Source organism: Streptomyces sp. NRRL S-920 (assembly GCF_000717945.1).
GTDB lineage: Bacteria > Actinomycetota > Actinomycetes > Streptomycetales > Streptomycetaceae > Streptomyces > Streptomyces alboniger.
The window spans coordinates 1-23,107 of sequence record NZ_JODF01000050.1 but is presented as its reverse complement, the minus strand read 5'-3'; the positions used below and the strand labels follow the sequence as shown (position 1 = coordinate 23,107).

Genomic DNA, 23,107 nt, shown 5'->3' with positions numbered 1-23,107 from the left:
CAGGGCGTGCCCGCGAAGCAATCTCAGGGCGTGCCCGCGAAGTCCCGCGCCCGCATCCGGTCGTACGTGAGTCCGAGCGCCCCCTGCGCCATCAGCACCGCGGCCGCCACGGCCCAGCCGCCGCTGCGCCGCCGTACCGCCCATGCCGCGAGCGGCAGCCCGGCCGCCACCTGGGCCGCGGCCAGGGCCCGCGCCTTGGGGCCGCGCACCCAGGGGCCGAGCGGCCCGCTCTCGACCACGTCGAACTCCGCCCGCACCGCGTCACGCCACCCCGCCCACTCGACCTTGCGCAGATCCCGCTGGACCCGCGCCGCCTCGCGCAGCCGGTCGGCCGGTTCGCCGGGGCCGAGGCCGGCCGGGAGGGCGAGGCCCGTGCGGGTGAGGACGGCGAGGAGGCCGAGCATCCTGGCGCGCGCGTCGGCCTCCGTGTCGGGCCGGGTCAGCGCCTCCAGGGACTGCATGTCCAGGACGGGATCGAGGCCCAGCCGGGCGGCGAACGTCCGCATGGCCTCGTCCTCCCCGACCGGCATGCCGTTCGCCAGCCACTCGTAGCCGACGGTGCGCCGGAACCCGGCGGCGAGGGTGTAGCCGCAGCGGTCGGTGTCCCACCACAGGGCCAGTACGGGCCTGCCGGAGCCCACGGCGAGGGCGGTGGCCCACCCGGTGAGCACCCGGTCGACCGGTTCCTCGCCGTGCAGCCAGGGCTTGCCCTCGGGCACCAGTACGCTCCAGCCGCCGCCGGCCGGTACCAGGAGCATCCGCTCGCGGAGCAGGTGGGCGACGGGCTCCGTGGCCTCGGGGTCGGCCCGGCAGAGCAGCAGTGCGCCGACGCCCAGGGCGCGCGCGGAAGCTTCTGACGACATGGCCCCACGCTAGGACAGATCGTGGTTGTCGGCGCAGTCTTGACTTTCGGAATCCGCGATATATCGTGATTGATGGAGACGCGATATGGCGCGTCATATTGGGCCGGTCCAGGTCCGGGGTGTGCGCCGAGGTCCACCAAGGAGGTCGTCCATGTCAGAGTGGTCCGTCGCCGAGCCCCGGAAGCTCGCGTTCGACGCCCCGGTGGCGACCCTCCGGGTCCGCGTAACCAACGGAACGGTGAACGTGGTGGGCACGGAAGAAGGCTCCGCCGCCCGCCTGGAGGTCACCGAGATCGAAGGCCCTCCCCTGACCGTCACCCACGAGGACGGCGTCCTGTCCGTCGCCTACGCCGACCTGTCCTGGAAGAACTTCCTCACGTGGTTCGACCCCGGGCACTGGCACCGCAGCGCGGTCGTCTCGCTGGCCGTACCGGCGGGCACACGCGTGGAAGTCGGCGTGGTCGGCGCGGCCGCCATGATCTCCGGGATCGAGGGGCCCGTGGAGGTGAAGGGCGTCACCGGCGACACCACCCTGGTCGGCCTGTCGGGCCCGGTCCGCGCCGACACGGTCTCCGGGAGCGTGGAGGCCCAGGGTGTCACCGGCGACCTGGGGTTCAGCTCCGCGGCAGGCGACCTGACCGTGGTCGAGGCCGCGGGCTCCGCCGTCCGGGCGGATTCGGTGAGCGGCTCGATGATCGTGGATCTCGACCCGGCGGGCGGCCCGACGGACATCGCCCTGACGAGCGTCTCGGGCGAGATCGCGATACGGCTTCCGCATCCGGCGGACGCGGAGGTCGAGGTGGACACCACGAGCGGATCCGTGTCGAACGCCTTCGAGGACCTCAGGGTCAGCGGCCAGTGGGGCGCCAAGCGGCTCACGGGCCGACTCGGCTCGGGCGCGGGAAGGCTCAGGGCGACGACGGTCTCCGGATCGATCGCGCTGCTGCGCAGGCCACCGGCGGAGGAGGATCCGTACGACGATGTCCCCCTGGACGTCGCCCAGGCGGACGCCACCGCGCCGAGCGCCGACGACCGAACCGACACCACACCCAACGGCCCGACCGACGACGGCCCGACCGACAAGAAGGTGCTCTGAAATGCCCCCCGTGTTCGCCCACGGCCGTCTGCGCCTGTACCTGCTCAAGCTGCTGGACGAGGCCCCGCGCCACGGCTATGAGGTGATCCGCCTCCTCGAAGAGCGCTTCCAGGGCCTGTACGCGCCCTCGGCGGGCACGGTCTATCCCCGCCTCGCCAAGCTGGAGGCCGAGGGCCTGGTCACGCACACCACCGAGGGCGGCCGGAAGGTCTACGCCATCACGGAGGCGGGCCGCGCCGAGCTGGCCGGGCGCGGCGGTGAGCTGGCCGACCTGGAGCTGGAGATCCGCGAGTCCGTCGCCGAGCTGGCGGCCGAGATCCGCGACGGCGTCCAGGGAGCGGCGGGCGACCTGCGCCGCGAGATGAGGGCGGCCGCCGATGAGGCGCGCGCCTCGGGAGGCGCGGACACCGGCAGGACCTCCGCCGACCCGTCCGACGCCTTCGAGGGCGCGTGGGGCGACAAGGACGGCTGGCGCAAGGCGAAGGAGGAGTTCAACCGCGCCAAGCAGGAGTGGAAGGAGCAGGCGCGCCGCGCGAAGGACGAGAGCCGCCGGGCCCGCGAGGAGGCCCAGCGGGCGCGCCGCCAGGCCAAGGACGCCCAGGAGAAGGCGCGGATCCAGACCCACGAAGAGGCCCAGCGCATCGCCCGGCTCCTCCGGGAACAGGTCCAGGACCACTTCACGCAGGGCGACTGGCCGGCGGGCGTCCGGGAAAGCCTGACGGAGCTGGCCAAGGGGTTGGGCGCGTACGGCATGGACTTCGGCAAGCACTTCACCGACGCACCTCAGAAGGACCCCGCGCCGACCGGCGGACCGGAGCCGACCCCTGCCCCCGATGACCTGAACGTGAAGTACGTCCCCGAGTGGGCCCACGAGGAGCCGAGCGGCGATCCGGCCCGCGACCTGGACCGCCTGCTCGACCGCTTCAGGGACGACATCCGCGACGCGGCCCGCGACCACGGCGTAACGGAAACGCAACTCCGCGAGGCCCGAAGCCACTTGTCAACAGCGGCGGCCCGCATCGGGGCGACCCTGCACCCGAGGAAGCCCTGACGGGGGTCTCAGCGCCGCACCCCCAAGCCGGGGGCTCGGCCAGGCCCGCGCCCGCTTGCCGTCAGGGCACCCTGCACCGGGACGCCCCCTACGCCCGACCGTGGATGACTGACCACCAGCGCCCCGAGCCGAGGGCCAGCCGACCCCGCGCCCACGTGCCCGTCAGCGCGCCCCACACCGGGACGCCCCCCACACCCGCCCGAGGCCGACTAACGACAAGCGCGGGGGCGCCTCAGCACCGCACCCCCAAGCCGAGGACCAGCCGACCCCGCCCGCGGCGTCGGCCTCGGCCTCAGCCCGCGGCCGCCGCCGAGCCCGCGCCGAGGGCTCGGTCCACCGACGTGTGCGTCACCCCGTGATCCGCGAGGACCTCGGCGACGAAGCCGGGGCGGACCGTCAGGGCGAGCAGGATGTGCTCGTCGCCGATGCGGCGGTCGCGGCGGGCGGTGGCGACGCGCAGGGACTTCACCAGGACGTCCTTGCCCTCGCGGGAGAAGGGCACCCGGCCGAGCCGGCCCCGCCCCGCCTTGCCGGCCCCCGGCTTCCCGCCGTCCGCCAACGCGCCCTCGCCATGGGCCTCCTCGACCCGGGAGACGATCGCGGCGACGTCGATGCCGAGCCCGGCCAGCGCGTCCGTGTCGGCCTGCGAGAGGCCGCCGCGCCGTCGCGCCCCGCTCAGCGCCTCCTCGATCGCGGCACGGCGGCCCGCGACCCCGAGCGCCGCGAGAGCGAACGACCCCCGGCTCGCCTCCCGGTCGAGCAGCGCGAGCAACAGGTGCCCGTCGTCGACCGAGTCCGCGCCCCCTCGCTCCGCGTGCTCGACCGCGCCGAGCACCACGGCCCGGGCATCCTTGGTGAACCGCTCGAACATCACTGCCTCCCGTACTTCTTGTGCACGGCCTGCCTGCTCACTCCGAGTTCCGCGGCGATCTCCTGCCACGACCAGCCCTGCCGGCGCGCGCTGCGCACCTGCACGGCCTCGAGCCGCTCCACCAGCTTCCGCAGCGCGGCGACGGCACGCAGCCCGACCCGGGGATCCTGATCACCCGCCCGCTCGGCGAGATCCGTAGCTTCGGTCATACACGTCAACCTACGTTGACAAGAGGCAGCCGTCAACCACAGTTGACAGATGCGCGGCTCAGACCTCCAGCACGATCTTGCCGAACTGCTCCCCGGACTCCAGCCGTTCGAAGCCCTCCCGCGCCCGGTCGAGCGGCAGTACCTCGTCGATGACGGGGCGCACGCCCGTGGCGGCGCAGAAGGAGAGCAGGTCCTCCAGCTCGTCCTTGGTGCCCATGGTCGAGCCGACGACCTTCAGCTCCAGGAAGAAGATCCGGGTGAGTTCGGCGTGCGCGGGGCGATCGCCACTGGTCGCCCCGGAGATGACCAACGTGCCACCCGGCTTCAGCGACTTCACCGAGTGCGACCAGGTCGCCGCACCCACCGTCTCGATGACGGCGTCGACCCGCTGCGGCAGCCGCGCGCCCGACTCGACCGCCTCCACCGCCCCCAGCTCCAGCGCCCGCTTGCGCTTGGCCTCGTCCCGGCTGGTGGCGAAGACCCGCAGGCCCGCCGCCTTGCCGAGCATGATCGCGGCCGTGGCGACGCCGCCGCCGGCGCCCTGCACGAGGACGGAATCCCCGGGCCGCACACCGGCGTTGGTGAAGAGCATGCGGTACGCGGTCAGCCACGCGGTCGGCAGACAGGCCGCCTCGGCGAAGGACAGCTCCTTCGGCTTGGGCAGCACGTTCCAGGTGGGGACGGCGACCTGCTCGGCGAAGGCGCCCTGATACTTCTCGGTGAGGATGGAGCGGCCCTCGCGGGGCCCGACGCCGTGCCCCGACTGTCCGATGACGGAGTGGAGTACGACCTCGTTCCCGTCCTCGTCGGTCCCGGCGGCGTCACAGCCGAGGATCATCGGCAGCTTGTCCTCGGCCAGACCGACCCCGCGCAGCGACCACAGGTCGTGATGGTTCAGGGAAGCGGCCTTGACATTCACGGTCGACCAGCCGGGGCGCGCCTCGGGGGCCGGGCGCTCCCCCAACTCAAGGCCGCTGAGCGGCTGGTCACGGTCGATACGAGCGGCGTAAGCAGCGAACATGACGCCGACGATAGGCAGGCGGAGCGGCCGACGGAACCACGTACGACTGTGACACGCGTCCCGCGGCCGCCGTCGGCGAGCCGCCCGGCCGGCGGCACTCCATGACAAACGCCCACCTGCCGTCCGAACGGAGACATCCGAACGGAGACAGATGGGCGATCGAGGCAAGGCCCCGCCGCGACGGGCGGGGCCACGACATCAGCCGCGGGGCCACGGCGTCAGCCGCGGGCGACGCCCTCCGCCCGCGCGGCGGCGGCGACCGCGGCGGTCACGGCCGGGGCGACGCGCTCGTCGAACGGCGAGGGGATCACGTAATCGGCGGACAGCTCGTCCCCGACGACGTCCGCGAGGGCGTCGGCGGCGGCGATCTTCATGCCCTCGGTGATCCGCGAGGCCCGCACCTGAAGCGCTCCCGCGAAGATGCCGGGGAAGGCCAGCACGTTGTTGATCTGGTTCGGGTAGTCCGAACGCCCGGTCGCCACCACGGCCGCGTACTTGTGCGCGACGTCCGGGTGGACCTCCGGGTTCGGGTTGGCCATGGCGAACACGAAGGAGTTGGGCGCCATGGAGGCGACGGCCGGCTCCGGCACGGTCCCGCCCGAGACGCCGATGAAGACGTCGGCACCGGCGAGCGCGGACTCCAGGGACCCGCTCAGCCCCGCCTTGTTGGTGAGTTCGGCCAGCTCCCGCTTGACCGGCGTCAGGTCGTCCCGGTCCCGGCTCACGACGCCCTTGCGGTCCGCGACCGCCACGTCCCCGAGCCCCGCCTCCAGCAGGAATTTGGCGATGGCGACACCGGCGGCACCGGCACCGGAGATGACGGCACGCAGCTCACCGAGGGTGCGCCCGGTCAGCTTCGCCGCGTTCCGCAGCGCCGCCAGCGTCACGACGGCCGTGCCGTGCTGGTCGTCGTGGAAGACCGGAATGTCGAGCCGCTCCTGGAGCTTGCGCTCGATCTCGAAGCACCGGGGCGCCGAGATGTCCTCCAGGTTGACGCCGCCGAAGGACGGGGCGAGCCGCACCACGGTCTCGACGATCTCGTCGGCATCGGTCGTCGCGAGCGCGATCGGCACCGCGTCCACGCCGCCGAACTGCTTGAAGAGAATGGCCTTGCCCTCCATGACGGGGAGCGAGGCCTCGGCGCCGATGTCTCCGAGACCGAGCACGGCGGTGCCGTCGGTCACGACGGCGACGACGTTCGACTTCCACGTGTAGTCATGGACGAGTTCCGGACGCTCGGCGATCGCGCTGCACACTTTCGCGACGCCGGGCGTGTATGCGAGGGACAGGTCGTCCTTGTCGCGGATCGGCACGGTGGCCTGCACGGCCATCTTGCCGCCACGGTGCAGCGCGAAGGCCGGATCGAAGGGCTCGGCTGCACCCGCAGGGCCCTCGTGATCCGTACTGCTGTCGCTGCGAGGATTGACGATCTCCGCTGCCACTTGTCTGACCCCTTAAGTCTTAATCATTCGTTGAGGGTGTCCACTCCCGGTTGAGAAGTGGGCGGGCACCGCGTCCGTTCCCCGTCTGTCGACGGAGGGAGGTACGGACACGCGGGCGCGCCGCACACGCGCCCTGAGCCCCGGATGAGGGGTGTAGCCAACCTTTGTACCCGACAGGGAGGGGGCCGGGCGAGTGACATTGGTTGCAGCGCACACCTGGACCGCCCCCGGGAGTCCACATAGCGAGATTCGCGGTATATCGGATGGTTAACGGCGGTTTGCTCCCGGACCCATGCATCCGGGCCGCGTCCGGGCCCTACCGGGCCGTAGGCATTCCCAGATCGCCCGTTATCCGATTTTGACATCTCCAGCACCCAGAATCGGACGGTCCGAATGGCAAGATGCCGTCATCACACGAGGTCGCGACACCCGAAGGTGTGTGCCCGACCCATCGGCAACTCCCTCATCCGCCGGAGGACCCACCATGACCGCACGCCCCCTTTGCCGTACGACCGCAGCCAAGTCCGCGAAGTCCCGGATTGCCGCGGTCGGCGCGGTCGCGGTCGCCGGTGCGCTGCTGCTGTCCGGCTGTGGCGACCAGACCAACGACAAGGAGAGCAACGCGGTCGTCGACGCGCCGCTCGCCGACAAGCTGCCCAAGGACATCCGCGCCAAGGGCGTCATCAAGGTCGGTTCGGACATCGCCTACCCGCCGGTGGAGTTCAAGGACAAGTCCGGCAACACCGTGGGTATCGACCCGGACCTGGGCGAGGCCATGGGCAAGCAGCTCGGCGTGCGGTTCGAGTTCGAGAACGGCACCTTCGACACCCTCCTCGGCGGTCTGCGCTCCAAGCGCTACCAGATCGCGATGTCGGCCATGACCGACACCAAGAACCGCCAGGAGGGCATCGACGAGGAGACCGGCAAGAAGGTCGGCGACGGCGTCGACTTCGTCGACTACTTCACGGCGGGTGTCTCCATCTACACCAAGAAGGGCGACGACCAGGGCATCAAGACCTGGTCGGACCTCTGCGGCAAGAAGATCGTCGTCCAGCGCGGCACCGTCTCGCACGACCTGGCCAAGGCCGAGTCCAAGAAGTGCAAGGGCGGCAAGAAGATCGCGATCGAGCAGTTCGACAACGACCAGCAGGCCCAGACCCGACTGCGCTCCGGCGGCGCCGACGCGGGTTCGTCCGACTTCCCCGTGGCCGCGTACGCGGTGAAGACGTCGGGCGGCGGCAAGGACTTCCAGCTGGTCGGCGAGCAGGTCGAGGCGGCGCCGTACGGCATCGCCGTCTCCAAGAAGAACCCCGAGCTGCGCGACGCGATCAAGGCCGCGCTCGACGCGATCATCGCCAACGGCGACTACGAAAAGATCATCAAGAAGTGGGGCGTCGAGGACGGCGCGGTCAAGGAAGCCAAGATCAACGGCGGCAAGTGACCGCGTCCCTCTCCCCGAGTCGCTGAAAGGCCACGCACGTGACCACCGACATCTCCAAGAAGGGCCCCGAGGACGACGTCCCGAAGGCGCGGCAGGCGGAGGCCATCAAGGCCATCCCCGTGCGGCACTTCGGCCGGTACGTCGCGGCGGTCCTGGCGATCGGCGTCCTCGCCGCGATCGTCTACGCCTTCTCGCAGGGTGACATCAACTGGGGCGCGATCCCCGACAACTTCTTCGACGAGCGCATCCTCAAGGGTGTCCGCGAGACGCTGATCCTCACCTTCCTCTCGATGCTCATCGGCGTCGTCGGCGGTGTGATCCTCTCCGTGATGCGCCTGTCGAAGAACCCGGTGACCTCATCGATCGCCTGGTTCTACATCTGGTTCTTCCGCGGTACGCCGGTCCTGGTCCAGCTCTTCGTCTGGTTCAACCTCGGCTTCGTCTTCGACTACATCAACCTCGGTCCGGTCTACAAGGACGAGTGGTCGGACTTCATGACGCCGTTCCTGACGGCGCTGCTCGGCCTCGGCCTCAACGAAGCCGCGTACATGGCGGAGATCTGCCGCGCCGGTCTGCTCTCGGTCGACGAGGGCCAGACCGAGGCCTCGCACGCGCTCGGCATGAGCCACAACAAGACGCTGCGCCGCGTGGTGCTGCCGCAGGCGATGCGCGTGGTCGTGCCGCCGACGGGCAACGAGTTCATCAACATGCTGAAGACGACGTCGCTGGTCGCCGCCGTCCAGTACTACGAACTCCTCAAGTACGCCCAGGACATCGGCACCTCGTCCGGCGCCACGGTGGAGACGCTGCTGCTCGCCGCCTGCTGGTACCTGATCATGACGTCGATCCTCAGCGTCGGACAGTTCTACCTGGAGCGTTACTACGCGCGCGGTTCGTCGCGCTCGCTGCCCGCCACGCCGTGGCAGAAGATCAAGGCCAACATGCTGTCCCTCAACAGCCCGCGGGGAGGCACCGCATGACCGCCATGGTGAAGTCCGAAGGCGTCCACAAGTCCTTCGGCAACGTCGAGGTCCTCAAGGGCATCGACCTGGAGGTCAAGTCGGGTGAGGTCTTCTGCCTGATCGGCCCGTCCGGTTCCGGCAAGTCGACGTTCCTGCGCTGCATCAACCACCTGGAGAAGATCAACGCCGGTCGGCTGTACGTCGACGGTGAGCTGGTCGGCTACCGGCAGAAGGGGGACAAGCTGTACGAGCTGAAGGACAGCGAGGTCGCCCTGAAGCGCCGGGACATCGGCATGGTCTTCCAGCGCTTCAACCTCTTCCCGCACATGACGGCGCTGGAGAACATCATGGAGGCGCCGGTCCAGGTCAAGGGCGTCGCCAAGAGCCAGGCACGGGAGCGGGCCGGCCAGCTGCTCGAACGGGTGGGCCTCGCCGACAAGGCGGGCAACTACCCCTCGCAGCTCTCCGGCGGCCAGCAGCAGCGGGTGGCGATCGCCCGGGCGCTGGCGATGGACCCGAAGCTGATGCTGTTCGACGAGCCGACGTCGGCGCTCGACCCCGAGCTGGTCGGCGACGTCCTCGACGTGATGCGCGACCTCGCGGAGTCCGGCATGACGATGATCGTCGTCACGCACGAGATGGGCTTCGCACGGGAGGTCGGCGACAACCTCGTCTTCATGGACGGCGGAGTGGTGGTCGAATCGGGCCACCCCCGAGACGTCCTGACCAACCCCCGACAGGAACGCACACAGTCGTTCCTGTCGAAGGTGCTCTGACCAGAGCCCCGTAAGGGGCGCGGGGAACTGCGCGAGCAACCACGACGGACCCGCACCTGAGAACGCACGGGAGGGGCGGTACGGATCAGTGATCCGTACCGCCCCTCGTTTAATGGGGGCCTACTTCAGACCCACGACGACCGAGTCGGACGGCGAGGCCCACACGGCCCGCGCCTCGGCGAAGCCGGCCTCCCGCAGCGTCCGCGCGTGCCACTCGGCCGAAGGCATGTCACCGTCCGCATGATCGCCGTAGATCTCGAACCGCTTGGCGGTGGGGGCGGCGAGGACCGGGTCCTGCGCGGCCAGCTGCCACCACTCCTTCCAGTCCAGCACGCCCTCGGCCTTGGCGCGGTCCATCTGCCGATGGCGGAAGGCACTCTCGGCGGCGTTGAGCCGCGGGGTCGCCGGGTCGGGCATGTGGTCGGCGTTCATGAAGACGCCACCGTCGCGCACGAGCCCGGCGACCTGGCCGTAAAGGACAGCGAGCGGCTCGCTGTAGAGCCAGTGCAACGCCGTCGCGGTGAGCACGGCGTCGTACGAGTCGTGCGGCAGCGCGGCGGCCCAGCCGGGGTCCGTCAGGTCGGCGGTGACGAAGGTGACGCGGTCGTCCCCGGCGAAGGTGCCCTCGGCGATGGTGAGCAGCGCGGGGTCGAGATCGACGCCGACACTGGTGGCCTCCGGGAACCTCTTGAGCAGCCGGTCCGTAATACTTCCCGTACCGCAGGCCAGATCGAGCACGCGCGGCGCGGGGCCGACCACGGCCTCGACCATGTCGAGCATGATCCGGAACCGCTCCTCGCGGTCCGGCAGGTACCACTGCTGCTGCCGGTCCCAACTGTCCTGCCAGGCACGCCAGTCGGTGCCGAGCCCGGACCCGGTCTCGGCACCGGTCCCCGTTTCCGTCATCAGAACCCCTCCAGTCCGTAATACCCTGGTACCGCAATCGGCTATTACTTGCCGACGTGCCGACCATAGCCCGCCCCCGTAAGGACTACAAGTGGAACTGGCCTATTACTCGGACTACGCCGTACGTCTGGTCAACAGCGAGGAGCCGGGCCGCAACAAGGACGCGCTGACCTCGGTCGAGGCGATCCGCGAGCTGTTCGGGACGAGCACGCAGATGGCCCGCCGCGCGACGGACTCCGACGTCACGCGCTTCCGGTCCGTACGCGGCAGGCTCCGCGCGGTCTTCGAGGCGGCGGACGGCGGCGACGAGACGCTCGCGGTCGACCTGCTGAACTCCCTGCTCCTGGAGTTCCCCGTGAGCCCGCAGATCTCGGGCCACGACCACCGGGACGACGACGGCCGCCCGCTGTGGCACATGCACCTGGCGGACCACCCCTCGAACGCCACCGCCGGGTACGCGGCGATCGCCGCGATGGGCCTCGCCTTCCACCTCACCGAGCACGGCGTGGACCGCCTCGGCCTGTGCGAGGCGGCGCCGTGCCGCAACGCCTACCTCGATACGTCGACCAACCGCTCCCGGCGCTACTGCTCGGACCGCTGCGCGACCCGCGCCAACGTGGCCGCCTACCGCGCCCGCAAGCGCCTGGAGACCGAGCGCTCCGCGAGCACCGGCCGCACGGCGGACACCGCCCAGCGCAGCACGGCGAGCGGCGAGCGACGCCCGGACGCGGGCGGCCGGTAACGCAACCGCACCCTCCCGAGGACGAGGTCCTCGGGGACGACCCCGTAGTCCGTGCTGTCCCCGCCCGCGAACGCGTTGTCGCCCAGCACCCACCAGCCGCCCGCGCGGCGCTCCTTGGCGCGCTTGACGACCAGCAGGTCCTGCTGGAACGGATGGCGCAGGACCACCACGTCACCCGGGCGGACGCGCGCGCCCCAGCGCACGAGCAGCCGGTCCCCGTGGTACAGCGTGGGCACCATCGAAGGACCCGTCACCTCGGCCGCGCCCCACGGCAGGGCGGCCCTTCCCCGCTCGCTCTCCTGCGACAGCTCCGGCATCCCCGGCACCTCCCCGGTCCTATCCTCCACCGGTCCCAGTCTGACCCTGGACTTTTGTCCTAAGCCCATGGGGGCACTCGCGAAAACCGGTCTCTCACGGAGTAATGTCCCACCTGAGAAGACGATCACGAGGAAGGACAGCTACATGCTTTCCCGCCTGTTCGCCCCCAAGGTGAAGGTCAGCGCCCACTGCGACCTCCCCTGCGGCGTGTACGACCCGGCCCAGGCCCGCATCGAGGCGGAGTCCGTCAAGGCCGTGCAGGAGAAGATGGCCGCCAACGACGACGCGCACTTCCAGGCGCGCGCCACGGTCATCAAGGAGCAGCGCGCCGAGCTCGCCAAGCACCACGTGTCGGTGCTCTGGAGCGACTACTTCAAGCCCCCGCACTTCGAGAAGTACCCGGAGCTGCACCAGTTGGTCAACGACGCCCTCAAGGCCCTCTCGGCCGCCAAGGCCTCGACGGACCCGGCCACGGGCCAGAAGGCGCTGGACTACATCGCCCAGATCGACAAGATCTTCTGGGAGACCAAGAAGGCCTGACCCGCGCAGGCATCCCGTCGGGGCCCGTCCAGCACTTGGGCGGGCCCCTTCGGCGTTTTCCCGCCCACCCGGCTAGCGCGTCCCGCCCGGCTAGCGCGTCCCGCGGGGTCGGGCCAGGCCCAGGTCGTACGCGAGGATCGTGGCCTGGACGCGGTCGCGCAGGCCCAGTTTGCCGAGCACCGCGTTGACGTGGGACTTCACCGTGCCGGTCGTCACGCCCAGGGTGTCGGCGATCTCCGCGTTCGTGTGGCCCGCCGCCACCAGGGTCAGGACCTCGCGCTCGCGGGGCGTCAGGGGGTCCAGGAGCGCGGGGTCCGGGGCGGGGGCCGTGTCGGCGAAGGCGTCGATCAGGCGGCGGGTGACGGTGGGGGCGAGCATGGCCTCGCCCGAGGCCACCACGCGGATGCCGGCGAGGAGTTCCTCGGGCGTCGCGTCCTTGAGCAGGAACCCGGAGGCCCCGGCGCGCAGGGCGTCATGGACGTACGCGTCCTGGTCGAAGGTGGTCAGGACCAGGACGCGCGGCGCCTGCGCCTGGGGGCCGGCGGTGAGCAGGCGGGTCGCGGTGAGGCCGTCCATGCCCGGCATCCGGATGTCCATCAGGACGACGTCCGGGGAGAGTTCGCGGGCCAGCTGGACGGCCCGCGCGCCGTCCCCCGCCTCCGCGACCACATGGAGGTCGGGCTCCGCGTCGACGATCGCCGCGAATCCGGCGCGGACCACGGCCTGGTCGTCGACGACCATCACTCGGACGGTTCCAGCGCCGGGTGCCGCGTCGGTGCCGGTGCCGGTGCCGGTCTCCCCGTGCGCGGCGGCGGTGCTCCGAGCGTTGTCGGTGCTGATACGGATCCCTCCTTCGGGCTCTCTGACGTCGGACTCCGGGGCGTGGCGGGGGCCTCGGGCGTGGCGGGGGTGTGGGGCCGCGAGCGCTTCGGTCGTGGCTCGCGTACGTTACCCGGCCCCGGGTCCGTCACCTCCCGCAGCGCCGCCAGCAGGTCCCGCATGGACGACAGGCCCGCCCGCGCCTGTTCCGCCACGCCCCCGAGGTCGCCCGCCTCGGCCCTGGCGACCACCTCGCCCGCGTGCCGCAGGACCTCGCCGCGCAGTTCCTCGGCGATGCGGCGGCGCTCCTCGTACGCCTCGGTGACCGCCGCGCGGACCGTCTCCGCGAGGGTGTGGTCCTCGCGGGCCCTGATCCGTTCGTGCCGTGCGCCTGCCCCCCAGGGCACCGCCAAGGGGACCAGGAGCACCGCTCCGAACACGCAGGCCAAGAAGGCGATGAGGGCGACGCCGCCGTCCTTCTCGACGTCCGCGATGCCGTTGACCGCCGCCAGCGCGATCGAGGACAGGGAGAGTCCGGCCGCCGCCGCCACCGGGGCGGGCCAGGTGACGCCCGCCCGGCCCGCGTACGCGCCCACCGCGTACACGGCCACGCACTCCGCGCCGACCCCGGCCACCGCCAGACACACCGCCGCCGCGGACGAGAGCACCCCGAAGGCGAGCCCGAGCGGCACCAGCCAGGCCGTGGCGAGCACCGCCGCCAGGACCGCCCACGGCGCCCGGCGCCGCCACAGCAGCGGCAGCGCGTGCGCGAGGGCGGGCCCGCAGGCCAGGGCGGTCTCGCCGGGGCTGTCCGCGAGGACCGCGAAGAGCGGGAGCGCGGCCACCGAGAGCACGGTCGCCCCGTCGGCGGGGTCCAGGCCGCGCAGGGTCCGGTGGCGTGCGGCGCGGTGGCGCAGCGTGGCCGTGGTGCGCGGCAGCCGCGCCCGTACCGCCCAGCCGGGGCCGTCCTTGCGCGGCCCCGCCGCCAGGGTGCCGTCGAGCGCGGCGGCGCGCTCCCGCATGCCCGCGGTGCCCCGCCCCGAACCGAGCCGCTGCCGGGCCCCGGAGGTGTCCGCGTCGAGCGGCGCCTCCGCCGCACCGTCGTCCTCGACCACCAGTTCCACCGCGCCGTCGCGTTCGCAGGCGCGGATCCGTACGCGTACGGTCGCCCCGGGGGCGTAGCGCAGCGCGTTGGTGAGGGCTTCGCGGACGATGCCGAACGCCGCGTCGGCGGCCGGGCCCGTCAAGGCCGTGAGGTCCGGCGTCACGGCCACGGCCGGGCGCAGGCCGAGGCGCGCGAAACCGGCGGCCAGTTCGCCCACCCGCTCCTCGATGCCGCTCTCCTCGTCCGCCTCCGAGGTCCGCATCATCACGACCAGACGATGCAGCGCCGCCAGGGTCTCGCGGCCGCTGTGCGCCGCGAACTCAAGTGCCTGCGGTGTCAGTTCCGGCTTGCGGTCGCCGAGCCGCAGCGCGGTGTCCGCGGTGACGACGACGGAGGTGAGGTGGTGGGCGCTGACGTCGTGGAGTTCGCGGGCGAGGCGTTGGCGCTCGGTGGTCGCGGCGCGGCCCCGCTCGGCCTCCGCACGCGCCAGGTCCCGCGCGGCGGCCCGGCGTCCGGCGAGCCAGCGACGGCGGCCCCGGCCGAGGCCCGCGACGGACAGGTAGAGCGCGCAGTTCACCAGGATCTCAGCGCCGATCTCGGTCACGGAGTCCAACTGCACCACCGCGCGAACCGCCGACGAGACGGTCAGCGCGACCCCCACCAGGGTGGCTGTCCGCACCGGGGAGCGCACCACGACCGAGTACAGGGCCACCAGCACGCTCAGCCCGTGCAGCAGCGTCGCGTCCCCGGGGAGGAGCAGCCCGCAGACCAGGGCGGCCTCCACGGTGAGCGCCGCCGCGGCCGGCCGGTGGCGGCGCAGGCCGAGCGCCGCGGTGATCACGACCGCGGTGATCAGTGCTGCCCCCAGCTGGGCGGCGCCGACCGGATCACCGTCCAGCAGCGCGCGGCCGGGCCAGTAGGCCAGCTGCTGGACCGCCAGCAGTACAGGCAGCAGCCAGTTGCGTATCCCCTCCATAGAGGCCCGATGATACGGAGGGGGCATCGTCGGCCGAGGCGCCGATGGCCAAGGCACCGTCGAACCAGGGCGCCCGGCTCTATCCCAGGTTGGAGAGCACGATCGTACGGACGGCCGACGCCACGGCCCGCCGCGGCCGCGATGCTGATGCACATGACGCCGAAGCCCTCCCCGCCGTACGCCTGCGCCACCCGCTCCCCGTCCCCGTACGGGGAGTGGGGGGCGTACGGGGCGTACCCCCAGCACGCCCCGGAGCCCCCGCCTCCGCTGCCCCTCCCCTACCACCGTCTCGCCCGGATCACCGGACATCACCGCTGGTGGCGGCCACTGGCGGGGACCTCGCTGGTGCTGGCCGGTGCCATGGCCGCCGTACTGCTGGTGATGCTCGGCGCGGAGATAGCGGGCGCGCTGCTGGACCGGCCGGTCGACGCCGACGGGTTCCGGGTGTGGGGCGGTGTCGCGGAGACGGGCCTGGCACTGCTCTCACTCGCCGTGCTGACACCCGTGGTCTTCCTCGCCGCCCGCTGGACCCAGCGGCGCCCACCCGGGACGCTGTCCTCGGTCGCCGGGCGCCTGCGCTGGCGCTGGCTCGGGCGGTGCCTGGCGATGGGGCTGCCCCTGGTCGCGGGGTCGTTCGGAATCATGACGCTGCTGCCGGATCCCGGCGGCACGGACGAGGTGGCGTGGGCCGGGCTCCAGGAGTTCCTGCTGGGCCTCGCGATGGTGTGCGTGCTCGTGCCGTTCCAGGCGGCGGCCGAGGAGTACGCCTTCCGGGGCTGGCTCACCCAGGCGGTCGGTGCCTGGTTCCGCTCGCCGTGGGTGGCGATCGCGCCGCAGGCACTGCTGTTCGCCGCGGCGCACGGGTGGGGAACTCCCTGGGGCTTCGCGGACCTGGTGGTGTTCGGCGTGGTCGCGGGCGTGCTGACCGTACGTACGGGAGGCCTAGAGGCCGCCATCGGCCTGCACGTGCTCAACAACCTGCTGTCCATGGGCGTTTCCGCCGCGATCGCGGGTGCTCTCGCCTCCGATGAGACGGCCGCCGACATGCCCTGGACGTCGGTCGGCGTCGACCTCGTGATGCTCTGCGGGTACACGGTTCTGATCCTGCGGGTGGCGGGCCGCCGGGGGATCGAGGCGGTGGGCGTGGGGGCGGCGGGCGTCGGGGCGCCGCGCATCCGTACATGACCAGTGGCCACGTCACGCAACCAGTGGCCACGTCACTCAACCAATTACCACCTCGCTCTACCGCTTGCCCCGCCACTTAATCGGTTGCCGCGTCCACCGGCCCCCTGCTGCACTGGCGGGAGCCGGCGAGAGCCCGGCGGAGTCCACGAAGGAGAAGGAAATGCGGCGTTCGTCCATGTCCCGCCCCGAAGGAAGTCACCTCTCCTCAAAGGACATGACGGTACGTGCACTCACCCCCTCCGCACACGCTGAACCTGGGCATCCTGGCCCACATCGACGCCGGTAAGACGAGCCTGACCGAGCGGCTGCTGCACGCCGCCGGCGTCATCGACGAGGTCGGCCGCGTCGATGACGGAAACACCCTGACCGACTCGCTCGCGCTGGAACGGCAGCGCGGCATCACGATCAAGTCCGCGGTCGTCTCCTTCGTCATCGACGCCCCCAAGGGCGCCGGCACGGGCGACGGCGTCACGGTCAACCTCATCGACACCCCCGGCCACCCGGACTTCATCGCCGAGGTGGAGCGGGTCCTGAGCGTGCTCGACGGCGCCGTGCTCGTGATCTCCGCCGTGGAGGGCGTACAGGCGCAGACCCGCGTCCTGCTGCGCACCCTGCGCAGACTGCGCATCCCCACGCTGATCTTCGTGAACAAGGCGGACCGCGCCGGCGCCCGCTACGAGAGCGTCCTGACGCAGATCGCGGAACGCCTCACCCCGGACATCGTCCCGATGGGCTCGGTCCCCGGCCTCGGCACACGCGCGGCCCGCTGCACGCCGTTCACGGCCGAGAACGCCGAGGAAAGCGGCTTCACCGCCCGTCTGACCGAGCTGCTCGCCGGGCACGACGACGCGCTGCTGTCCGCGTACGCCGAGGGCGGCGCACCCCTCTCGTACGACCGTCTGCGCCGTGAGCTGGCCCATCAGACGGGCCGCGCCCTGGTGCACCCCGTCTACTTCGGCTCGGCCGTCACGGGCGCCGGCATTCCCGAACTCACCGACGGCATCCGCGCGTTGCTGCCTGCCTCGGCCGGGGACGCCGAAGGCCCGGTCTCCGGGAGCGTGTTCAAGGTCGAGCGCGGCCCCGCCGGGGAGAAGATCGCGTACGTACGTCTGTTCTCGGGCACGATCCGCACGCGTGACCGCCTCGACATCCTCGACGGCGCGGACCCGGCGGCCGAGGCGCGCCGGGAGGGCAAGGTCACCGCCGTCACCGTCTTCGACCAGGGCACGGACGTGCGCCGCCCGGAGGTCCGGGCGGGGCGGATCGGCAGGCTCTGGGGGCTCGGCGACGTCAGGATCGGCGACGTGATCGGCGTACCGCCGAAGGGGGCCGGCCCGGGCGCGCGCTTCTTCGCGCCGCCCACCCTGGAGACGGTCGTCTCGCCGGTGCGCCCCGCCGACCGGGGCGCCCTGCACACCGCGCTCACCCAACTCGCCGAGCAGGACCCGCTGATCGCCCTGCGGCAGGACGCCGCCCGCCGCGAGGTCTCGGTCTCGCTCTACGGCGAGGTCCAGAAGGAGGTCATCCAGGCGACGCTCGCCGAGGACTTCGGGCTCGACGTCACCTTCCGCGAGACCACGACGATCTGCGTGGAGCGGGTCGTCGGCACGGGTCAGGCGTTCGAGATCGGCGAGAAGGAACCCAACCCGTTCCTCGCCACGGTCGGGCTGCGGGTCGAGCCCGCGCCGGTCGGCGCCGGGGTGGAGTTCCGGCTGGGGGTCGAACTGGGCTCGATGCCGTACGCGTTCTTCCGGGCCGTCGAGGAGACGGTCAGGGAGACCCTCCAACAGGGGCTGTACGGCTGGCGCGTCCCGGACTGCGCGGTCACGATGACGCACGCCGGCTACTGGCCCCGGCAGAGCCACGCGCACGGCACGTTCGACAAGAGCATGTCGAGCACCGCCGGTGACTTCCGGCACCTGACGCCGCTGGTCCTGATGGACGCGCTGCGCGAGGCGGGCACGGCGGTGTACGAGCCGATGCACCGCTTCCGGCTCGACGTGCCCGCCGACACGCTCGGGGCGGTGCTGCCCGCCCTCGCGCGGCTGCGGGCCGTGCCGCACACACCGACGACGAGCGGAACCTCCTACCGCCTGGAAGGGGACATCCCCGCACAGCGGGTGCACGCGCTGGAAAAGCTGCTTCCCGGACTCACGCGCGGCGAGGGCGAGTTGGAGTCCGCTTTCGACCACTACGAGCCGGTGCGCGGCGCTCCTCCGAAGCGTGCGCGGACGGACCACGATCCGCTCAACCGCAAGGACTATCTGCTGCGGGTGGTGCGCAGGACGAGCGCGTGAGACCCCGCCCGGGGGCGGGGCCGTGCCCTTGGGCGGGCCCCGCGTCTTAGGCGCCAACCTCCGGAATTGGCAGATTCCGCAGCCTCTCGGGGTCCGCGATGATGTTGATCTCCACGATCCTGCCGTCCACGACGGTGAAGGAGCCGAGCGAGAACACCTTGCCGCCCGGCGTCGCGACCAGCCCCGGCAGGCCGTTGACAAGCACGAGGTGCTGTTCGGCGGCGAGCCGCGCGAACATCGTCGCCTGCCCGGCCACCGCCGCCGCGCCCCGCACCAGCTTCGACAGGCCCGACGACAGCTCGCCCGTATCCGCGCGCAACACGACGTCCGGGTCGAGGAGTTCGAGCAAAGCGTCGAAGTCACCGGCCCTCGTGGCGGCCATCCAGGCCTCGACGACCTCCCGCTGCTTGGCGACATCCGTCTCCTGGACCGGGGCCGAGCCCCGCACGCGGCGCCGGGCCCGGCTGGCCAGCTGCCGGGTCGCGGCGGCCGAGCGCTCCACGATGGGCGCGATCTCCTCGAAGGGCACGGCGAACATGTCGTGCAGCACGAACGCCAGGCGCTCGGCGGGCGCGAGGGTTTCGAGTACGACGAGCAGGGCGAGGCCCACCGAGTCGGCGAGCAGCATCTCCTGCTCGGGGTCGACCACGTCCACGCGGCTCACGATCGGGTCCGGCACGTGCGTCTCCAGGGAGACGTCGAGGGAGTCCTCGCGCCGGGACTGCCGCGAGCGCAGCATGTCCAGGCAGATCCGGCCGACGACTGTCGTGAGCCAGCCGCCGAGGTTGCGCACCTCACCCGCCTCGCCGGCCTCTCCCGCGCCGTCCACCCCGTCCGCGCCGCCCGCGCTTGATCCCGGCTTACCGGCGGCCTCGGTGCGGCTGAGCCGGAACCATGCCTCCTGCACGGCGTCCTCGGACTCGCCGACCGAGCCGAGCATGCGGTAGGCGACCGCGTTCAGACGGGGCCTGTGCTCCTCGAACCGGGCCGCCAGGCCGGCCTGCGCCGATGCGTTGTCGTCGTCCATCTGTCATTCTCCCGTCGCGATCCGCCATGGCTGTGACGGAGCTTCCCCACCCGCATGACACCTGCGGAGAACAGTAATCGTGATCTTCACAGGGGTCGCGGGCGCGGGTGCGAGCACGAGCGCGCGGGACGCTGAACGCGGGGCCCGGGTCAGAGGGGCGGAGTCAGAGGAGCGGGGTCAACGCCTCACGCAGGTCGGCCGGTTCGCGGTACAGCAGGCCCGTCATCCCGAGCGCCTCGGCCGCGTCCACGTTCTCCTGACGGTCGTCGACGAAGAGGCAGCGACCGGGGGCGGTCCCGGCCCGCTCGGCCGCCGTCTCGTAGATGCGGCGGTCCGGCTTGGTGATGCCGAGGTCCGCGCTGCTGATCACGTCGTCGAAGAGCCCGCCGGGCCCGGTGAGGCCGAGCAGTGCCAGGTCGTCGGCCAGCCACGGCGTCGCGTTCGTCACCAGCAGGACCGGCAGCCCGGCCGCGCGGACCTGCCGGAGCAACCCGACCACCGCGTCGTCGGCCCGGAACTTGGTCTCCGCCAGGGTGGTCCCCAGCTCGCGTCCGCGCTCCCACGACACCCGGTCGGCGAGGCCGTGGGCGATCGAGTCGATCCACTGCTCCTTGGTGATCTCGCCGCGCATCAGCGGCAGATCGGTCTCGGGCGCGAAGGCGATCTCGGCGGTGCTGCCCCGCGGCAGCCCGGCGGAGACCTCCAGCTGTTCCAGCTCCGCCATGTCGTAGAAGCGGATCACGCCGTCGAGGTCACTCAGTACGGCGTCGAACGCCCGGCCGGAGATCGTCATCGCATGTGTCTATCACGGGGTGCGACCCGCCCCACGTACGGCCGCCTGCCTCTCTGTCACCGCTCGCCGAGAGCCGTGCCGGCAGGCTCGCCGAGAGCCTTCCCGGCGGCCTTGCCGGCAGATTCGCCGAGGGCCTTACCGACAGCGGCCCGCAGCCGGTCCAGGTCCGCGCGCACGGCCGTGTACCGGGACTTGTTGCGGCGCAGTTCGGCGCGCTGCCGCTCGTTGCTCACGGCCCACCAGACCCCGGCGGTGTTCAGCTGCCGGTTGCAGGTGACATCGGCGACGGCCGTCCCCAACTCCCTTTTCGTACGCGCCGTGTTGCCGTCCCCGCGCCCAGCGCGCCACGCCTCGTCCCGGAAGGCGTCGGCCGGATTCTCGTACTCCTTGAAGCCCTTGCCCTGGACGCAGCGTGACCAGTCCCGGAAGGCCCTGAGTACCCGGGGGTCCTTGGCGACGGCCTTGTCGATCCTCCGGACGCGCCCGGAGACGTACCCCCACATGCGCTCCTCGTCCGCCACCCGCGCCATCAGCCGCCGCGAGCCCTCCGCCGAGCAACCTCCCTCGGGGACCTCGCGGCCGCGCACCACCATGTCGCCGCCGTCATCCGTTGTGGAGCCGTGCAGCACCTCGAACTCCCGCTGCGTAGGCGGCCGCCCCTTCGGCAGGCCCCCCGCCACCCCCTCCTCCACCCGGTCGGGGTCGAAGCCGTAGCCCCAGTGCCGCGCCTGGCCGAGATCGAGCATCCCGTACGGGGAAACCTCCACCAGGGTCATGGTGCTGTTGAACGACTCGCTCAGCTGGCCGCGGGGCCTGGGGGCGAGAGGGAAGTCGGCGAACCCGAAGGACCGCATGCACCGCCGTACGAGATACGCCTGGGCCCGCTGCATGCGCTCGCTGTCGCGGGCGCTCACCTCATAACGGTCCAGAGGCAGTTCGGGAAAGTCGGCCTCGCTCCTCACCCTGGGTACGCCGGGCTCCCGCGCATACCCGGGCGGAGAGTCGTCCGACAAGGAACCGAGCCCGGCGCCGCACCCCACCAGCCCCAACCCCAGCCCCACCAGGGCGAGTCCACCCCATCGCGCCTTCATCGCACCCCTCCCCGGGCGAGCCGCCGACCGGGGGACCTTACCGCCACACCTGCCCCCTTGCGACGCGTCGGCTCCTCGGCCCCTCGGCCCCTCGGTCCAGGCCCCGGCATGACGGGGTGGGTGAGGTGTCATGCCGGTCTCATCCGGCGTCGTCGTCCGCCGGGCCCTACCGCGGGTCCACCGGGTCCACGGTGCCTGCCGGGTCTGCCAGATCGGCCGGGTCCACCGGGTCTGCCGGGCCCACCGGGTCCGCCGCGTCCGCCGCGTCCGCCGCGTCCGCTTGGAAGGCGTCCCGGCCCGCGGGGTCCGGTAACGCCGCCGACGACCTTCGGCGGTGCCGCGACCTGAAATGCCTGCCGCCTACGCGGTCGGCGGACCACGCTTCCTCGGCCTCGGCGTCCACGCAGACCTCGCACCGCGCGTTACGACATGGCCCGGGGCGCCAGACGGGGACGAACACCCCGAGCACCTTGCGCCGCCGGATGACCGTGCCGACCGGCTCTCCGCAGGCGCCGCAGACGGGCTCTTCCCGCGGGCCGGCCCCGGACCGGGGCCCTTCGCTGCCCATATCTAGAGTTTATTCCCGCCCGGCATGGTTGGGCAGCCCCAGGGATCCGCCGCCCTACTCGGAGGGCGGTACGGCCACCCGCGGCTCCCGCCACATCGGCCACATACGGGGGCCGTCCGGCAGATCGAGCGGCGTCCCCGTAAAGGCGAACCCGAGTCGCTCGTACAACGCACGGCTCCGCGCGTTGCTCGCCTCCAGGTAGGCGTGCAGGCCCTCCCGGTCACACCGGTCGAGGACGGCGGTGACCAGCGCCGTCCCGAGCCCCTCCCCCTGCCGGTCCGGCCGCACGGCGATCATGTGCAGATACTGGTGCGCCCGGTCGGTCGGATGGGCCTCGTCCGCCAGCCGCCCCATCAGCTCGACCCGCTCGTTCTCCGGATCGACCGCCTCACGCAACAGAGCGGGGCCGTCCTCCCCAGCACTCCCGGGCGCCCCGGCACTCCCGGGCACCTCAGCACTCCCGTCCGCCCCAGCACTCCCCTGCTCCCCGGCATTCACGCCCTCCCCGCTCCCGGGCGCCACGGAGGGCACCGCCGCGGGCACGGACCACCACAGGGCCGCGGCCGCGCCGTCCTCGGTGATGTCGACGTACCCCTCGTCGAGCGCGAGGTCGAAGAAGGCACCCATCAACGCGCCGTGCCTGCGCCGACGGTGCTCCTCACCCGGAAAGACCCAACTGCTCACCGGGTCCCACATGAACGCCTCGTCGAGCAACCGGACCACGACGTCCCGGTCCCCCTCCCCGGCCCTACGGATCGCCACACCCACAGCCCGCCCCGCCCCTCACCACTCGCCACCACTGCCCCGCCCACGACGGCACGGCTCCTCGCACGCCCAACTCCACGTGAACGCGCGCCTGTTGCAGCCTAAGTGATCACGTCGGGGCACGCGGAAGGCCCCCGCAGCACACCCGGAACCCGGGGACCGCGGGGCCTTACCCTCGTGTCACACCCCTTCCCTCACATCAGCCTCGCCCGCCCCTTCTCTCACCCCGGGCCCCCTCAAGCC

General features: G+C 72.0%; 23 protein-coding genes. 9 read left to right on the top strand and 14 right to left on the bottom strand.

From position 1 onward, the window contains the following. Nucleotides 1-23: 23 nt before the first annotated feature. Nucleotides 24-863, bottom strand: coding sequence for a hypothetical protein (locus tag IG54_RS0128360; RefSeq protein WP_037897889.1), 840 nt, complete (start codon nt 861-863; stop codon nt 24-26). A gap of 151 nt (nt 864-1,014) precedes the next feature. Here IG54_RS0128360 and IG54_RS0128355 point away from each other — a divergent pair, with 151 nt between their 5' ends. Together IG54_RS0128355 and IG54_RS0128350 are read left to right on the top strand one after the other, a co-directional pair. Further along, nucleotides 1,015-1,959: a DUF4097 family beta strand repeat-containing protein gene (locus IG54_RS0128355; RefSeq protein ID WP_030790583.1), complete on the top strand. Its 945-nt coding sequence runs from the start codon at nt 1,015-1,017 to the stop codon at nt 1,957-1,959. 1 nt (nt 1,960) lies between these two features. Continuing rightward, nucleotides 1,961-3,010 carry a PadR family transcriptional regulator gene (locus tag IG54_RS0128350; RefSeq protein ID WP_030790579.1) on the top strand — a complete coding sequence of 350 codons (1,050 nt, stop codon included), beginning with the start codon at nt 1,961-1,963 and terminating at the stop codon, nt 3,008-3,010. Nucleotides 3,011-3,302: 292 nt separating this feature from the next. Here IG54_RS0128350 and IG54_RS0128345 read toward each other — a convergent pair whose 3' ends face one another. The 4 genes from IG54_RS0128345 to IG54_RS0128330 all read right to left on the bottom strand — a co-directional run bounded on the left by IG54_RS0128345 (nt 3,303) and on the right by IG54_RS0128330 (nt 6,553). Further along, nucleotides 3,303-3,881: a Clp protease N-terminal domain-containing protein gene (locus IG54_RS0128345; RefSeq protein WP_030790576.1), complete on the bottom strand. Its 579-nt coding sequence runs from the start codon at nt 3,879-3,881 to the stop codon at nt 3,303-3,305. After that, the gene (locus tag IG54_RS0128340) at nt 3,881-4,090 is read right to left on the bottom strand and encodes a helix-turn-helix domain-containing protein (protein WP_030790573.1); all 210 of its coding nucleotides are present in this window, start codon (nt 4,088-4,090) and stop codon (nt 3,881-3,883) included. The genes IG54_RS0128345 and IG54_RS0128340 overlap by 1 nt, the downstream gene beginning before the upstream one ends. Nucleotides 4,091-4,148: 58 nt before the next feature. Beyond that, nucleotides 4,149-5,111 carry a zinc-binding dehydrogenase gene (locus IG54_RS0128335; RefSeq protein ID WP_030790570.1) on the bottom strand — a complete coding sequence of 321 codons (963 nt, stop codon included), beginning with the start codon at nt 5,109-5,111 and terminating at the stop codon, nt 4,149-4,151. Between the two features lie 218 nt (nt 5,112-5,329). Next, nucleotides 5,330-6,553 (bottom strand): NAD(P)-dependent malic enzyme, encoded by a 1,224-nt coding sequence (locus IG54_RS0128330; protein WP_030790567.1) that lies wholly within the window; start codon nt 6,551-6,553, stop codon nt 5,330-5,332. A 484-nt stretch (nt 6,554-7,037) separates the two neighbouring features. Between IG54_RS0128330 and IG54_RS0128325 the strand changes: the two genes are divergently transcribed. The 3 genes from IG54_RS0128325 to IG54_RS0128315 are packed head-to-tail and all read left to right on the top strand — an operon-like array spanning nt 7,038 to nt 9,732. Then, complete coding sequence (locus IG54_RS0128325) at nt 7,038-7,994, top strand: ABC transporter substrate-binding protein (protein ID WP_030790562.1); 957 nt, start codon at nt 7,038-7,040, stop codon at nt 7,992-7,994. A gap of 38 nt (nt 7,995-8,032) precedes the next feature. After that, the gene (locus tag IG54_RS0128320) at nt 8,033-8,974 is read left to right on the top strand and encodes an amino acid ABC transporter permease (RefSeq protein WP_030790559.1); all 942 of its coding nucleotides are present in this window, start codon (nt 8,033-8,035) and stop codon (nt 8,972-8,974) included. Then, nucleotides 8,971-9,732: an amino acid ABC transporter ATP-binding protein gene (locus tag IG54_RS0128315; protein WP_030790556.1), complete on the top strand. Its 762-nt coding sequence runs from the start codon at nt 8,971-8,973 to the stop codon at nt 9,730-9,732. The genes IG54_RS0128320 and IG54_RS0128315 overlap by 4 nt, the downstream gene beginning before the upstream one ends. 120 nt (nt 9,733-9,852) lie before the next feature. On the opposite strand, the gene IG54_RS0128310 is transcribed toward IG54_RS0128315, so the two are convergent. After that, nucleotides 9,853-10,638 carry a class I SAM-dependent methyltransferase gene (locus IG54_RS0128310; protein ID WP_030790553.1) on the bottom strand — a complete coding sequence of 262 codons (786 nt, stop codon included), beginning with the start codon at nt 10,636-10,638 and terminating at the stop codon, nt 9,853-9,855. Nucleotides 10,639-10,729: 91 nt separating this feature from the next. On the opposite strand from IG54_RS0128310, the gene IG54_RS0128305 reads away from it, so the two are divergent. Then, entirely contained in the window at nt 10,730-11,380 is a 651-nt protein-coding gene (locus tag IG54_RS0128305; RefSeq protein ID WP_030790550.1) for a CGNR zinc finger domain-containing protein, read from the top strand. On the opposite strand, the gene sodX is transcribed toward IG54_RS0128305, so the two are convergent. Further along, complete coding sequence (gene sodX, locus IG54_RS40625; RefSeq protein ID WP_030790547.1) at nt 11,263-11,697, bottom strand: nickel-type superoxide dismutase maturation protease; 435 nt, start codon at nt 11,695-11,697, stop codon at nt 11,263-11,265. The genes IG54_RS0128305 and sodX overlap by 118 nt on opposite strands. 145 nt (nt 11,698-11,842) lie before the next feature. On the opposite strand from sodX, the gene sodN reads away from it, so the two are divergent. Then, nucleotides 11,843-12,238 carry a superoxide dismutase, Ni gene (gene sodN / locus IG54_RS0128295; RefSeq protein ID WP_030790542.1) on the top strand — a complete coding sequence of 132 codons (396 nt, stop codon included), beginning with the start codon at nt 11,843-11,845 and terminating at the stop codon, nt 12,236-12,238. A gap of 90 nt (nt 12,239-12,328) precedes the next feature. Here the strand turns inward: sodN and IG54_RS0128290 are convergent, their stop codons facing one another. Beyond that, the gene (locus IG54_RS0128290; RefSeq protein ID WP_030790539.1) at nt 12,329-12,979 is read right to left on the bottom strand and encodes a response regulator; all 651 of its coding nucleotides are present in this window, start codon (nt 12,977-12,979) and stop codon (nt 12,329-12,331) included. After that, nucleotides 12,979-15,138, bottom strand: a complete 2,160-nt coding sequence (locus IG54_RS38335) for a histidine kinase (protein ID WP_051820081.1) — start codon at nt 15,136-15,138, stop codon at nt 12,979-12,981. Before IG54_RS38335 ends, IG54_RS0128290 begins: the two co-directional genes overlap by 1 nt. A gap of 153 nt (nt 15,139-15,291) precedes the next feature. Between IG54_RS38335 and IG54_RS0128280 the strand changes: the two genes are divergently transcribed. Together IG54_RS0128280 and IG54_RS0128275 are read left to right on the top strand one after the other, a co-directional pair. Then, nucleotides 15,292-16,323 carry a CPBP family intramembrane glutamic endopeptidase gene (locus tag IG54_RS0128280; protein ID WP_078594603.1) on the top strand — a complete coding sequence of 344 codons (1,032 nt, stop codon included), beginning with the start codon at nt 15,292-15,294 and terminating at the stop codon, nt 16,321-16,323. 224 nt (nt 16,324-16,547) lie between these two features. Further along, nucleotides 16,548-18,620 carry an elongation factor G gene (locus tag IG54_RS0128275; RefSeq protein WP_037897888.1) on the top strand — a complete coding sequence of 691 codons (2,073 nt, stop codon included), beginning with the start codon at nt 16,548-16,550 and terminating at the stop codon, nt 18,618-18,620. Nucleotides 18,621-18,666: 46 nt separating this feature from the next. Here the strand turns inward: IG54_RS0128275 and IG54_RS0128270 are convergent, their stop codons facing one another. The 5 genes from IG54_RS0128270 to IG54_RS0128250 form a co-directional block, all read right to left on the bottom strand. After that, nucleotides 18,667-19,647 carry a sigma-70 family RNA polymerase sigma factor gene (locus IG54_RS0128270; protein ID WP_030790527.1) on the bottom strand — a complete coding sequence of 327 codons (981 nt, stop codon included), beginning with the start codon at nt 19,645-19,647 and terminating at the stop codon, nt 18,667-18,669. Nucleotides 19,648-19,810: 163 nt separating this feature from the next. Further along, complete coding sequence (locus IG54_RS0128265) at nt 19,811-20,440, bottom strand: HAD family hydrolase (RefSeq protein ID WP_030790524.1); 630 nt, start codon at nt 20,438-20,440, stop codon at nt 19,811-19,813. 56 nt (nt 20,441-20,496) lie between these two features. After that, nucleotides 20,497-21,354 (bottom strand): hypothetical protein, encoded by an 858-nt coding sequence (locus IG54_RS0128260; RefSeq protein ID WP_199809603.1) that lies wholly within the window; start codon nt 21,352-21,354, stop codon nt 20,497-20,499. A gap of 343 nt (nt 21,355-21,697) precedes the next feature. Continuing rightward, the gene (locus tag IG54_RS42610; protein WP_063756273.1) at nt 21,698-22,099 is read right to left on the bottom strand and encodes a hypothetical protein; all 402 of its coding nucleotides are present in this window, start codon (nt 22,097-22,099) and stop codon (nt 21,698-21,700) included. Between the two features lie 54 nt (nt 22,100-22,153). Then, nucleotides 22,154-22,867, bottom strand: a complete 714-nt coding sequence (locus IG54_RS0128250; protein ID WP_030790515.1) for a GNAT family N-acetyltransferase — start codon at nt 22,865-22,867, stop codon at nt 22,154-22,156. Between the last annotated feature and the right edge of the window lie 240 nt (nt 22,868-23,107).